This window comes from Paenibacillus sp. 22594 (assembly GCF_052044425.1).
In the GTDB taxonomy this organism is placed as follows: Bacteria; Bacillota; Bacilli; order Paenibacillales; family Paenibacillaceae; genus Paenibacillus_AQ.
In genome coordinates this window covers 1,232,448-1,244,691 of the sequence record NZ_JBQENA010000001.1, presented here as the reverse complement: position 1 = coordinate 1,244,691, position 12,244 = coordinate 1,232,448, and the positions used below count along the sequence as shown (strand labels likewise).

The 12,244-nt window shown below is 46.7% G+C and carries 14 protein-coding genes; 13 read left to right on the top strand and 1 reads right to left on the bottom strand.

Going from position 1 to position 12,244, the window contains the following annotated elements; translation table 11 throughout:
* Positions 1-126 precede the first annotated feature (126 nt).
* From ACTJKB_RS05720 to ACTJKB_RS05705, 4 genes are all read left to right on the top strand, one after another.
* Entirely contained in the window at positions 127-342 is a 216-nt protein-coding gene (locus ACTJKB_RS05720; RefSeq protein ID WP_074109764.1) for a spore coat associated protein CotJA, read from the top strand.
* Between the two features lie 2 nt (positions 343-344).
* The gene (locus ACTJKB_RS05715) at positions 345-611 is read left to right on the top strand and encodes a spore coat protein CotJB (RefSeq protein WP_074109765.1); all 267 of its coding nucleotides are present in this window, start codon (positions 345-347) and stop codon (positions 609-611) included.
* A gap of 117 nt (positions 612-728) precedes the next feature.
* Positions 729-1,298, top strand: coding sequence for a manganese catalase family protein (locus tag ACTJKB_RS05710; protein ID WP_440832365.1), 570 nt, complete (start codon positions 729-731; stop codon positions 1,296-1,298).
* A gap of 183 nt (positions 1,299-1,481) precedes the next feature.
* On the top strand, positions 1,482-2,084 hold the full coding sequence (locus ACTJKB_RS05705) for a hypothetical protein (protein ID WP_440832364.1): 603 nt from the start codon (positions 1,482-1,484) through the stop codon (positions 2,082-2,084).
* A gap of 104 nt (positions 2,085-2,188) precedes the next feature.
* Here ACTJKB_RS05705 and ACTJKB_RS05700 read toward each other — a convergent pair whose 3' ends face one another.
* The gene (locus tag ACTJKB_RS05700; RefSeq protein WP_440832363.1) at positions 2,189-2,779 is read right to left on the bottom strand and encodes a TetR/AcrR family transcriptional regulator; all 591 of its coding nucleotides are present in this window, start codon (positions 2,777-2,779) and stop codon (positions 2,189-2,191) included.
* Positions 2,780-2,924: 145 nt separating this feature from the next.
* Between ACTJKB_RS05700 and ACTJKB_RS05695 the strand changes: the two genes are divergently transcribed.
* The 9 genes from ACTJKB_RS05695 (at position 2,925) to ACTJKB_RS05655 (ending at position 12,133) form a co-directional block, all read left to right on the top strand.
* Positions 2,925-3,926 carry an NADP-dependent oxidoreductase gene (locus ACTJKB_RS05695; RefSeq protein ID WP_440832362.1) on the top strand — a complete coding sequence of 334 codons (1,002 nt, stop codon included), beginning with the start codon at positions 2,925-2,927 and terminating at the stop codon, positions 3,924-3,926.
* Between the two features lie 12 nt (positions 3,927-3,938).
* On the top strand, positions 3,939-4,949 hold the full coding sequence (locus ACTJKB_RS05690) for an NADP-dependent oxidoreductase (RefSeq protein ID WP_440832360.1): 1,011 nt from the start codon (positions 3,939-3,941) through the stop codon (positions 4,947-4,949).
* Complete coding sequence (locus tag ACTJKB_RS05685) at positions 4,946-5,722, top strand: SDR family oxidoreductase (RefSeq protein WP_440832359.1); 777 nt, start codon at positions 4,946-4,948, stop codon at positions 5,720-5,722. The genes ACTJKB_RS05690 and ACTJKB_RS05685 overlap by 4 nt, the downstream gene beginning before the upstream one ends.
* Before the next feature lie 127 nt (positions 5,723-5,849).
* Positions 5,850-6,602, top strand: a complete 753-nt coding sequence (locus ACTJKB_RS05680; RefSeq protein ID WP_440832358.1) for an SDR family NAD(P)-dependent oxidoreductase — start codon at positions 5,850-5,852, stop codon at positions 6,600-6,602.
* A 49-nt stretch (positions 6,603-6,651) separates the two neighbouring features.
* Positions 6,652-7,731 carry an alkene reductase gene (locus ACTJKB_RS05675; protein WP_440832357.1) on the top strand — a complete coding sequence of 360 codons (1,080 nt, stop codon included), beginning with the start codon at positions 6,652-6,654 and terminating at the stop codon, positions 7,729-7,731.
* 868 nt (positions 7,732-8,599) lie between these two features.
* The gene (locus ACTJKB_RS05670; RefSeq protein ID WP_440832356.1) at positions 8,600-9,277 is read left to right on the top strand and encodes an Lrp/AsnC family transcriptional regulator; all 678 of its coding nucleotides are present in this window, start codon (positions 8,600-8,602) and stop codon (positions 9,275-9,277) included.
* A gap of 66 nt (positions 9,278-9,343) precedes the next feature.
* Positions 9,344-10,162: a patatin-like phospholipase family protein gene (locus ACTJKB_RS05665; protein WP_440832354.1), complete on the top strand. Its 819-nt coding sequence runs from the start codon at positions 9,344-9,346 to the stop codon at positions 10,160-10,162.
* Positions 10,159-10,461, top strand: a complete 303-nt coding sequence (locus tag ACTJKB_RS05660; protein WP_440832353.1) for a phasin family protein — start codon at positions 10,159-10,161, stop codon at positions 10,459-10,461. The genes ACTJKB_RS05665 and ACTJKB_RS05660 overlap by 4 nt, the downstream gene beginning before the upstream one ends.
* A gap of 13 nt (positions 10,462-10,474) precedes the next feature.
* Positions 10,475-12,133, top strand: a complete 1,659-nt coding sequence (locus ACTJKB_RS05655) for an ABC1 kinase family protein (protein WP_440832352.1) — start codon at positions 10,475-10,477, stop codon at positions 12,131-12,133.
* Positions 12,134-12,244 lie beyond the last annotated feature (111 nt).

The following is a 12,244-nucleotide window of genomic DNA, read 5'->3' as shown; positions in this document are numbered from 1 at the left end:
GCCGTTTCGGCTTAAGCGGATAAGAACTTTCCTTGGTCTACTGGCTGGCTGTGGGTCATAGATTTATTACAAAGTACTGTGTTTACTCCGGTAAGAAGCTGAAAGTAAACAGAGGAGGAGAAAAGTATGAATCCCCAGGAACGCGTATGGACACCGTACCGTGGCCCGTTTGATCCTTGCCCGCCGGTGCCATTCAAGACTTATGTGGTACCCCCGAATCAATTTATCAATTTCCAGCCGCCTAACTTGCCGCAGTTTACCTTGCCCGAAGCCCTAAAAGCAGGTACACTTTGGCCTGCTCTGTTCAGCCCGTATGAATCCAAGAGCAAAGGAGGCAAGTAGACATGGAAGCAAGTCCTTGCGAACCGCGATACTATGAGATGCTGGAGCAGCTGCAGGTACTCGATTTTGCATTGGTGGAGCTGAATCTATATTTGGATACTCATCTTGAGGATTTAAAAGCTATCGAACAGTTCAACCAGTTGACCCAAGAGCGTACCCGGCTGGCGAACCAGTTCCAGGAGCTGTACGGTCCGCTGCAGAACTTCGGCCGCGCCTATTCGAAATGTCCATGGGAATGGAACCAGACCCCCTGGCCCTGGCAGGTCTAGCTGGCTGGTGCTTTCGTAGTGAGACCAAACCAAGCGTATGCTTCCGAAGTGAGTTTTGTACGAAGCGGATTCAAGGAGGTATATGCTCACAAAACTTTGAGGAGGGATAGTTCCCAAATGTGGATATATGAGAAAAAGCTGCAATATCCGGTACGTGTCAGCAAATGCGACGTACGGATGGCGCGTTATCTAATGGAGCAGTACGGGGGAGCGGACGGGGAACTGGCGGCTGCGCTGCGGTATATGAATCAGCGGTATGCCATTCCGGACAAAGTAATAGGTGTGCTGACGGATATCTCAACCGAAGAATTTGCCCACCTCGAGATGATCGCAACAATGATCTACAAGCTGACCAAGGATGCCACCATAGATCAACTGGAAGCCGCCGGACTGGGTCCGAACTATGCAACACGGGATCATGCGCTGTTCTACCAGAATGCAGCGGGAGTCCCGTGGACAGCAACGTATATCCAGGCCAAAGGGGATCCACTGGCCGATCTCTACGAGGACATTGCCGCCGAAGAAAAGGCCCGGGCTACATACCAGTGGCTGATCGACATGACCGATGACGTAGACCTACAGGACAGCCTGAAGTTCCTGCGGGAGCGGGAGATTGTGCATGCGCTGAGGTTCCAGGAATCGGTGCAGATCATTATTGAGGATAGGGATAAGAAGAAGGTGTTCTGAGCAGTTTAGGTGCTCATTCTCACTATATAAGTCGCCATTTTGGCGGCTTTTTTGTTGTAATGAATAAAAGTTCTTGTCCCAAGCTAGGGATAACAACGAAAAGATCGATAGTAGTCAGACGCTTGGTTGGTTAACATACGCTGTGTTAATATAATTGAATAATAAACCAGAGGAGGAAAATCATTGGGTTTTAAAAAGATTTATATCTTATTGACATCAACTCTTCTACTTTTTGTACTGGCAGGTTGCAGCAGCAGTTCAGGGGCCAGTAATTCCAAGGCCGCCAAGTTGGAGCCAGATACGTTCTCGGAGCAGGATATGGCCATCTACAAAGTAGATAACAGCAAAGAAAGGGTCAGCTACGGCATGCGCCGCAAGGATGCGGAGAAGGTGCTAGGGACCGGAAGTGTAGGGATTACCAATTCGTATACATATGAATCTGGAGTAAGCGTGCTCTACAGGGATGATAAGGCCGTAGCCATAACGCTGAAAAGAGAATCGCAGGGGACATATAGAACTGCCCGGGGAGCTGAAACCGGCATGACGAAAGCGAATATTAAAGAGTTATATGGAGAGAAATATGCGTTTGAGAGTAGTGAGAAATATATGGAGTATTACTACGATACAGAAGTGAAGCAACTTGTGGAAGGATCTACAATAAAGTTGAATTCGCTCTCGGGGGAAGCTCTTAAAGCCAAACAACTGGTATCAACAGCCTATGATGCGGAAGGGAATGCTATCTTGATCATCCTGCTGGATGGGCAAGCCGCCAACACTTTCAAATAATATCTAATGGTTCATTTAGGAACTACTTCACACACACCGTCATTGTATGCCGGTGTGTTTATTTTTGTAAATATAGCTTCTATAAAAGAGCGGTTTTTTTGGATTCACAGCCCCTGTTTGATCAAATTCCATATCCGCTCGAATCTGTCTTGGTAGTCTGGGTAATTCCAGGATTCTTTGAAGGATGGGAGGCTAAATACCGCAAATGCGGATAGAATCGCCTCTGCTCTTTCTAAGTGGGGATCGTGATAGTCCATGAAGCCGTCAATAATCTGGTAGGAATCCCATAGAACGTCGCGCAGTACCAGTGGATTGCTATCAACGTATTGCGTATTCAGGGCGAACATCTTGGGATTATCGTTATAGGCGCGTTTTTTGGCATTCGCAAAGGCCCAGAGCCAATCATAGAGCAATTCCTTTGGACTAGCCGAATTAGTCATATCGATTTGGATTTGTTCTGAAATCATCCGGTTGAACCAGTTCTTAGAGACGGCTGCCCAGAGCTCTTGCTTATTCTTAAAGTGTTTATAGAGCGCTGCGTGGGTGATACTTAATTCATCTGCAATTTGGGAGAGCGTCACTTCGGATTTTTCCGTGCGCTCCATTAATGCCTCGGCTGTTTCAATAATGAGCTCTTGTGTGATTTTAGCCATTTTGCTGCCAACCCTTTCTTCTTCAATAAATTCCTTAATCATTGTTTGTCCACCTGCCTGTATTTTATCATATACAATAGTAAGTAACAATTGTTGACTTTTGTAACCTGTGGGTTTATGCTTGTTGTGCAAGTTACAAAAACCAATAAATGTTACTTATTTTTCAGTGCAAAGGAGACCATCCATTATGAAAGCAGCACGGATCACTAAATATTCAAAAAAGTTCAAAGTAGAAGTCAACGATATTCCAGTTCCGGAAATAAGTGCTAACGAAGTCTTGGTCAAGGTGAAGGCAGCAGCGGTTAATCATTTGGAATTGCTTATCGCTACCGGAAGCGTGAAGCTGATCCAGGATTATGAGTTTCCACTGGTACTTGGTAACGAGCTGACGGGTGTTATTGAGAAGGTCGGTAAGAACGTCCATGAATATAAAGTGGGTGATGCCATTTATTCACGCCTGCCACTACATAAAATCGGTGCTTTTGCAGAGTACGCGGCGATTAGTGCAGATGCTATCGGGCACTTACCCGCTAATTTGGATTTTGTGACCGGTGCTGCTGCGCCATTAACAGGCTTGACTGCCTATCAAGGATTACATGAAGAATTAGCTGCAAAAGCTGGTGAAAGCGTGTTTATCCCCGGGGGTTCGGGTTCATTTGGCCAAATGGCCATTCCTATCGCCAAAAGCATGGGGCTTAAGGTCATTGTTAGCGGAAACCCGCAAGCACGTGAACGGACGATAGCGGCTGGAGCAGACCAATATATTGATTACACGACGGAGAACTATTGGGAACAGCTTCGTGGTGTGGATTATGTGATGGATACCTTGGGACCAAGCGAATTTGATCATGAACTTTCAATTATTAAAGCAGGCGGACGACTTCTTTCTCTGCGTACGGGTCCTAACAAACGTTTTGCCGAAGATATAGGCTTGTCAGGCTGGAAGCAAAAGCTCTTCACCATTGCCGGGGCAAAGTATGATTACAAAGCGAAGAAAAAGAGAGTTCAATATCATTTTATTTTTGTGCGCAGTGATGGCGAACAGTTAAAAAAAATTACGAAGATCATTGAAAATAACGGGATTGTTCCAGCGGTGGACCCGACAGAATTCCACATTGAAGATATTAACGAAGCACTGAATTTTGTGGCTACAGGTCATCCCAAAGGAAAAGTGATCATCCGTTTTTAAGGAGAGAACCCAATGAAGGCTGCACAAATTTCTCGGTATTCCAAAATACTGGCCACACAAATCAACACAGTTGCTGTTCCATCAATCACATCAACTCAGATTTTAATCAAGACTAAGGCAGCTGGTGTTGATCCACACCTTGTCTTGGCGATTACAGGCAAAGTGAAGTTGTTTGATCATTACGACTTTCCGTTGACTCTGGGCAACGAGCTTGTTGGAGTTGTAATCGAAGTAGGCGCCAGTGTCTTGGATTTTAAGGTAGGGGATCAGGTGTACACCATGCCACCGCTGGATAAGATGGGGGCGTTTGCCGAATATGTAGCAGTGGATGCGGCGATTGTGGCTAAGATGCCAGCCAATCTTTCCTTTAAAGAAGCAGCGGCCGTGCCATTGTCTGCTTTGACGATCGTCCAGGCGCTAGCTATTGTAGATGCCCGGCAAGGCGGTAAATTATTTATCCCCGGCGGTACGGGGGGATTTGGTCAGATTGCCGTTCCTTACGCGAAGTCACAAGGACTGTTTGTAACTGTTAGTGGCAGTGGATCAGCACGTGCCTTGGCGGAGCGACTCAGGGCAGATGAGTTTATCGACTATGCAACGCAGGACTATATTGATTTACTGACAGGCTATGATTACGTTATTGATACCCGCGGCGCAGGCGAATTTAGTAAACAAATGAAGATACTGAAGCCCGGTGGCAAATTACTGTCGTTAAACGCTGGTCCCAATGCCCGTTTCGCTAATCAACGCGCAGACTTGACAACGGCGAAGAAAATCCTCTTTAGTTTACTGGGAGCACCTTTTGATGGGATTGCCAAATGGCAAAAGAAAAGTTATGACTTCTTATACGTGCAGCCGAATGGTCAGCAATTAGCAGCTTTCACACCGTATCTTGAAAAAACAAACATTAAGCCGGTGATTGATTCCGAGTATCCCTTTGACCAAGTGAATGCCGCGATTGCTAAGATTGCGACTGGGCATAGCCAAGGAAAAGTCATATTGAAAGTAGATGATGAAGAATGAAATTAGTAAATAGAACGATATTGGTGACAGGCGGGACATCCGGGATTGGCTTTGCTTTTGCTAAACGTTTTCTTGAGATGGGAAATACCGTGATCATTGCGGGGCGTTCACAAGAGCGCATCGACAAGGCAGTAAAAAACAATCCCGGTCTCATTGGGCTGGCTGCAGACGTTAGTGATCCCTCAAGTGTTGAGCAGCTTGCCAAAGAACTCGCTATACACTATCCAAAACTGGATATTGTTTTTAATAATGCTGGTATAATGCACGAATTTGACTTATTTGATGAAAGTATCACCTATGAGCGCCTTACCGCAGAAATCACCACAAACTTAAACGGCACAATCTATGTCACTAAGGCTTTATTGCCACTGTTAGCCAAACAGCAGGAGGCAATGATTGTTAACGTCAGCTCATTACTTGCTAATATTACAGTTGCTAACGCACCGACTTATTCTGCAACGAAGGCTGGCGTCCACATGTTCAGCGATGCATTACGCGAGCAAATCCGTGCCAAAGGAAAAAATATTCATGTGATGGAACTTTGCCCACCCGTTATTTCCGAAACCAATCTCACAGACACGTATAATGAAGGGTTTATGAATAAGATGATCTCTTTGCCGTTAGCCAAGCTTGTTAAGTCGGGGATTAAAGGGATGGAAAAAAACAAACTACGAGTGAACGCAGGTTTTACTAAGATTATGCGCTTTTCCATGAAGTTCGCTCCGGATTTCATCACACATACCTGGGGTCAAATGATTCTAAAAGCAAAATAATTCTTTACTGATCGTTCTATAATTGTTATACTAGTGCAAGTAAGGTCTAACAAAGTCTTGTTTGCCTAAACTAGAATGATCATTCTCGAATGACTATTTAATTCAAAACCAAAGGGAGAGAATAATGATGAAGTACACAGTGATTACAGGAGCAAGTTCAGGAATTGGATATGAGACGGCATTGGCGTTTGCTGCACGCGGTAAAAACTTAATTTTGGTAGCTAGACGATTAGATAAATTAGAAGAGCTTAAATCAACAATCCAGGTTATGGATCCTAATGTAAATGTTATTGTTCATACAAGTGACCTGTCTGACTCCAAACAGGCCTATACACTGTATAACGATTTAAAGGAATATCAAATCGAGACCTGGATTAACAATGCTGGGCTTGGTGAAGCTTCTTTTATAGCAGAGCAGAATTTAGCTAAAGTTGAAACTATGTTACGTGTTAACATCGAATCCTTGACGATCCTGTCCACACTATTTGTGCGGGATTATGCTGATGTAGAAGGCACTCAGTTAATTAACGTAGCATCCGCACTCGGATATGCCATTGCTGTTGGGAGTGTTGCTTATTCTGCATCTAAATATTATGTTAGTGCCTTCACCGAAGGGCTTGCCAAAGAACTGGAGCTTAAAGGTGCGAAATTAAAAGCAAAAGTGTTAGCACCGGCAATAACCGAAACGGAATTTGTGAAGAAATCGATCGATGCTGAAGAATTTGATTACAAAGCAAACATGCCTAAGTACCACACTGCCGAACAAATGGCGGGGTTCATGGTTGAGCTTTATGATAGCAACGAAGTGGTAGGGATCGTTGACCAGAACTATGACTTCAATCTGAGAAGTCAAATCTATCCAATAATTTCAGAATTCTAAATCGAATTAAAATATCCGTGTAAATTCATTTGAAGAGGTGAATATCAGTATGGAAAAATTGTGGAGTAAAACGAAAATTGGAAACATGGAATTGCCCCATCGTCTAGCGATGGCACCAATGACACGTAGTCGAGCGCAAGAGGACGGTACGCCTGGAGAGTTGGCTGCACTTTATTATGCTCAACGTGCATCCATGGGACTTATTATTACAGAAGGTGCACAACCTTCAGATGATGGTCAAGGTTACTTAATGACACCTGGGATCTATATGAAAAAGCATATTGAAGGGTGGAAAAAGGTTACCGATGCCGTGCATGAAGCCGGCGGGTATATTTATATCCAATTAATGCATGCCGGTCGTATGTCGCACCCTGACAATACACCACATCATCGGCAGCCGGTTGCACCATCTGCAATTGCACCAGGAGTAGAAACGTTTACGGCTACAGGTATGCAGGATATCCCTGTACCACGCGAGTTGAGTAAGGAAGAGATTCAAACGACCATTGCAGATTATCGCAAAGCTGCGGCGGCTGCTATTGCCGCAGGTGCTGACGGTGTTGAAATTCATGGGGCAAATGGTTATCTAATCAACCAATTTATCGGAGAAAATTCCAATAAACGGACGGATGAATATGGTGGCTCTATAGAAAATCGTGCCCGCTTCGCGATTGAAGTAGCCAAAGCCATCGTTGACGAGATTGGGGCAGAGAGAACAGGATTCCGTATTTCGCCAGGGACCCCTCTTGGCGGGATTCAAGATGGGGAACAAGGGCCTGAACTTTATCGTTACCTGACGCAAGAATTAGAAAAATTGGATTTAGCCTACCTTCATATTATGCACCTAGGAAACGATGAATTGCTTCAAGATATTCGTTCCTTATGGACGAATTCGTTGTTAGTCAATCGGGCTGGACGGGGACTTGAGAATATTGGTGTCGATATCGAGAGTGGCCTTGCTGATCTGGCACCTGTTGGGGTATGGTCACTGGCTAATCCGGATTTTGCGGAACGACTTAAAGCAGGCGCTCCATTAAATGAAGCAGATCCTGCAACATTTTATGGTGGTGGAAGCAAGGGTTATACGGATTATCCTACGTTGAAAGAAATGGAGTCGCAGAAGAGCTAATTATAGGCTGTATCAAGAAAGTCAATGTTTCGCAGACAGATATTTTACCAATGGACAGTAATGCTTAAAAATGGCGTACAACTGAAAAATTGTACGCCATGAATTTATCTGCAAATCATCGGGAAAGTAGTTGACGTTTTATCTCTGAGCAATCCCCAACTCCACTTTAAACCGTAATATCGAATTCGGTTTGCTTGCTGCCACAGCGAAATACGGAAAGGGTGTTTTGGTTTGGAGCCCACTTTCGGGAGGTTTATTGACTGGTAAATACCGTTTTGCTAGTAAAAAAATAAGAACAACTAGGAATCGAGTACTAACACTACTCGAAAATCTTAGGTGTTCTTATTTTCAAATATTCGGATATTTATACACCAATTCCATCACCGGCTGGATCTGGACCATTGGGTTTGGCGAGGTAAGCGGACGTAGGATGAGGCAGATAAATTCCATAGGCTCCATCATTTTTTCGGTAAGCACCGTATCCCCAATCTGTGCCTACCCAACTTACCCACACACCATTTCTCAAAAGTTCAGTTTGAGACCAAGTCGCCGTATTATGCTGAACATATCCATATTGGTCCTTGCAACCGTGGGTATATGCCACACGTGCAGTGGTTGGATGTGTTCTGTAATTCGGCAAGACCCAAATCATTTTTCCATTGACCCACATTTTGGAGTGCGTTCCGCCCTGAGTAGGGACTAGTGTAAGGGTAACTGTATTACTAAAGCCAAAACTTAAGCCTAAATCGGAGATGTTCTTGGACCGCCAGTATACAAAAGGAACAGCAGAAAGCGGACGCCTTGACGAGCGGAAATGCTAATGGTAATATAAACACAAAAAACCCAAAAACTCTTGAGGTGAACATCAATGCCGCTTACGAAGCGACGGTTGCAATTGTTGGGACAACTGGTGGAGCTATATCAGCGCACCCGCTTGCCTATCCATTATGAGACATTGGCCCGTGCATTGGGAGTCAGCAAATGGACTGCTTATGACATGCTGAAGGAAATCGAAAAGCTCGGCTTTGTAACACGGAGCTATGAAGTGAATTCCAAGGAAACCGGCCGTTCGCAGGTCGTGTTCTCGCCTACGAACAAGGCATCCGAGCTGTTCAAGCAGAACCGGAGCGATTCCTTAAATCCGGCGGACTGGGAGCAGACGGTGGCCCATATCCGCGATCTGCTGCAAAGCGTAAAGAACGGCAATGTTAACGACCTGATCCGAAAAGTGATGAACGAAATTCCTTCCAAGGCATCCAGCATTGAGTTTTGCGGCTATATTCTCGGCCTGCTGCTTGTTTATGTGAAGAAGCTTGGCGGCAAAACGGAAACGTTGATCCGTCTGGTGGTAAGCAAAACACCGGGCAGCGTGAATGGAACCCTGATGTTTGTGGGCACGGTTCTCGGCACCATTATTCAAACGATCAATGACGAGCTTGGCACCGAATTCACAGAGCTGGTATCCGAATTTCTCCGCACCATGGATGAGCTGTCCCATCAGGAACAGCAATTGTTGTCAAATATGCTGCACGAAGCTTTAGCTTGAGAAAGCTTTTGCTTTTCATTAGTTTTTGGGTCTTTTATGTTTTTTGCGGCGGGAGTGGAGTGCATTATGGGAAAAACAGGACTTGTTCTGGGCGGCGGAGCCGTCAGGGGGCTGGCGCATGTTGGCGTATTGAAAGCTTTTGAGCGACACGGAATCCAGATAGACCGCATTGTGGGCACAAGCATGGGTGGCGCCATCGGAGGCTTGTACGCGGCTGGTGTTTCTGCCCGGGAGATTGAACAATTGTTGTTAAATACACCAAAATACCGTTTGCTCGATGTTGGTATTCGCCACCGCGGCTTGCTTGCCGGCAATGCGGTTCATAATACGATCAACGAATTGCTGCGAAGACACGGTAAATACGACTTGCCGATCGAACAATTTCCAATCGAGTTCAGAGCCATCGCGGTTGATCTGATGCAGGGAAAGCAGGTGGTGCTGGATCAAGGGGATCTCGGTACTGTCCTCAGAGCAACCACCGCATTTCCGGGTGTTTTTGCGCCACTGATGGATGGAGATCAGATGCTGGTGGACGGTGGGGTATTGAACAATTTACCGGTGGAGGAGGCGCTGGCCGAGGATACCTGCTTTGTGATTGCCGTGGATGTGGCGAGAGAACATGAGAACAAGCCGCCGCGCAATATGGTCGAAGTGGTGTACCGCTCGTACAGCCTGATGACGGCGGAGCGCAAGCATGCCAGTCTGAAGCTGGCAGACTTTGTGATCCGGCCTGACGTTGGAACTTTCGCGGCCTTTGACTTTACCAAATCACAGGAATGCATCAAGGCGGGCGAGGACGCTGCGGAACAAAGTATAGAAGAGCTTCAACGGCAAATCCGTATAGCAAAAGCAAATCATTTGATCAAAGGAGCTGTAAACGAATGAAAACAACGTTGGAAAAAGCGATGATGCTGGGGATCGGCCTGGCGGCTGCGGGTAAGGAACAAATCGAACTAACCGTGGGTGATTTGGTCAAAAAAGGAGAGGTGGGACGTCTGGAAGCCCGTGCACTGGCGGAGAAGCTTATCCATCGCAAAGAAGAAGAAGAGCAGCGGCTGGAAGCACGAATTACCGAACGGGTTCAGGCGATTTTGTCGGAACAAAACCAGGCGGCTCTGGAAGAACTTGAGCAGTTAAAGCTTCGTGTGCTTGCGCTTGAACAAAAGAAAGATCTAAACAACTAACGGGGGTGCCGGATTGGGGGCGCAAAAAAAATTCAGACAATTGCAGCGTTACCGCACGATCAGTTCCGCACTTGCCCGCAACGGATTCGAATTTATCGTCTACAGCAATAGCGGGGAGGCCGCTGCTTCCGCAAATGGTGAAATGGATTGGGACAACGCGGGCAAACGTATCCGCTTGCTGCTGGAAGAACTGGGCACCACGTTCATCAAGCTGGGACAGATGGCAAGCACCCGGCCGGATTTGGTTCCGCGGCCCGTTTTGAAGGAGTTGGCTAAGCTTCAGGATGCAGTCCCCCCGTTTCCGTATGCCGACGTATCCAGAGTAGTTGAAGAAGAATTGGGAGCTCCCATATCGCAGCTCTTTCGAACCTTTGAAACCTTACCGACGGCTTCTGCTTCGATCGGGCAGGTTCATCGTGCTGTTCTGGCTGATGGCAAGGAAGTGGCAGTCAAGGTACAGCGGCCACAGCTTTCCGCACTTGTCGAAACAGATCTGGATATTTTGGCAGACCTGGCGCGGCTGGCTGACCGCCGGGGCAGCTGGTCAGCCAGCTACCGTTTGACCGAGGTGGTGGAGGAACTTGGCCAGGGCCTGCTTGCTGAACTCGATTACAGGCAGGAGGCTGCTCATCTGGAACGTTTTGCCCGCTCGGCGGGTGAAATGAAGCATGTACGCATTCCGGCCGTATACCGACCTTATTCCACTCAAAAGGTATTGACCATGGAGTATATCCAAGGCATACGTCTATCGGATAAGGCACAGCTCAAGGAGCAGGGCATACGGACCCGTGTAGTGGCCGAACGGATTGCGGGTGCTATTTTTCAGCAAATACTGGTGGACGGTGTGTTTCATGCCGATCCCCATCCCGGTAATATTCTGGTTCTCCCCGGGGAAGAGATTGCGCTTCTGGATTTCGGGATGGTGGGGCGGCTATCCGCTCATACACAAAAACATTTTGCTTCCTTTATTATCGCTTTACGGAACAGAAGCTCCAAGGGGGTGATGCGTGCCATCGAGCAATTGGGTATGATCCCTGCAGAAGTGGACCGGGGGAAGCTGTACGCGGATGTAGAAGAGATGCGGACGAAGTTCTACGATGTTCCTCTAAAAGAGGTGAGTTTGGGAGAAATGATTACTGATTTATTCGGTGTGGCTTTTAAGCACCGGATTCGTATCCCCTCCGAGCTGACCATGGTTGGAAAATCCATTCTCACTACCGAAGGGGTGGTTGCCGAGCTTGATCCGGATTTCAGTGTGTTTGATGTCGCAGAACCGATTGGGAAAAGGCTGTATTTGGAACGCCTGAACCCCTGGAGCTTTCTGAAGAACGCGCTGGAGGATGTCCCGGAATACTTGCAGATCGCGAGCGAACTGCCCGTAACGATGGGCCGGTTAAGTGCAATGCTGCGCAAGGGAAAGATGCAAGTGGAAGTAGTTTCTCCGCAGCTTGAGCAATTGGTGAAGAAGCTGGACCGGATAAGCAATCAGATGTCCTTCAGCATTGTGCTGCTTGCGCTTAGCCTGGTGCTGCTCGGCCTGATTATCGGCTCCTCCATCAGCGGGGCACAAACGATACTCTGGAGGCTGCCGATGCTGGAAATCGGTGCCGTAATCTCACTGCTAATGTTCGCCTGGCTGCTGTATGCTATTTTTCGCTCCGGTCGCTTCTAAGACGGTTTATCATCAGTTGGTTCATGGAGTTACTTCCAGCAGGTGGAGACTGTCTGTTTCTTGTGTAGTTTTTGGGTCTTTTGTGTATTTTGATTTCTTTTTCAAATGGGA

Bases quoted from the DNA above. Each gene is read 5' to 3' on its own strand.
- ACTJKB_RS05720 (WP_074109764.1), top strand. From the start codon at position 127: ATGAATCCCCAGGAACGCGTATGGACACCGTACCGTGGCCCGTTTGAT.
- ACTJKB_RS05715 (WP_074109765.1), top strand. From the start codon at position 345: ATGGAAGCAAGTCCTTGCGAACCGCGATACTATGAGATGCTGGAGCAG.
- ACTJKB_RS05710 (WP_440832365.1), top strand. From the start codon at position 729: ATGTGGATATATGAGAAAAAGCTGCAATATCCGGTACGTGTCAGCAAA.
- ACTJKB_RS05700 (WP_440832363.1), bottom strand. From the start codon at position 2,779: ATGATTAAGGAATTTATTGAAGAAGAAAGGGTTGGCAGCAAAATGGCT.
- ACTJKB_RS05695 (WP_440832362.1), top strand. From the start codon at position 2,925: ATGAAAGCAGCACGGATCACTAAATATTCAAAAAAGTTCAAAGTAGAA.
- ACTJKB_RS05690 (WP_440832360.1), top strand. From the start codon at position 3,939: ATGAAGGCTGCACAAATTTCTCGGTATTCCAAAATACTGGCCACACAA.
- ACTJKB_RS05685 (WP_440832359.1), top strand. From the start codon at position 4,946: ATGAAATTAGTAAATAGAACGATATTGGTGACAGGCGGGACATCCGGG.
- ACTJKB_RS05680 (WP_440832358.1), top strand. From the start codon at position 5,850: ATGAAGTACACAGTGATTACAGGAGCAAGTTCAGGAATTGGATATGAG.
- ACTJKB_RS05675 (WP_440832357.1), top strand. From the start codon at position 6,652: ATGGAAAAATTGTGGAGTAAAACGAAAATTGGAAACATGGAATTGCCC.
- ACTJKB_RS05670 (WP_440832356.1), top strand. From the start codon at position 8,600: ATGCCGCTTACGAAGCGACGGTTGCAATTGTTGGGACAACTGGTGGAG.
- ACTJKB_RS05665 (WP_440832354.1), top strand. From the start codon at position 9,344: ATGGGAAAAACAGGACTTGTTCTGGGCGGCGGAGCCGTCAGGGGGCTG.
- ACTJKB_RS05660 (WP_440832353.1), top strand. From the start codon at position 10,159: ATGAAAACAACGTTGGAAAAAGCGATGATGCTGGGGATCGGCCTGGCG.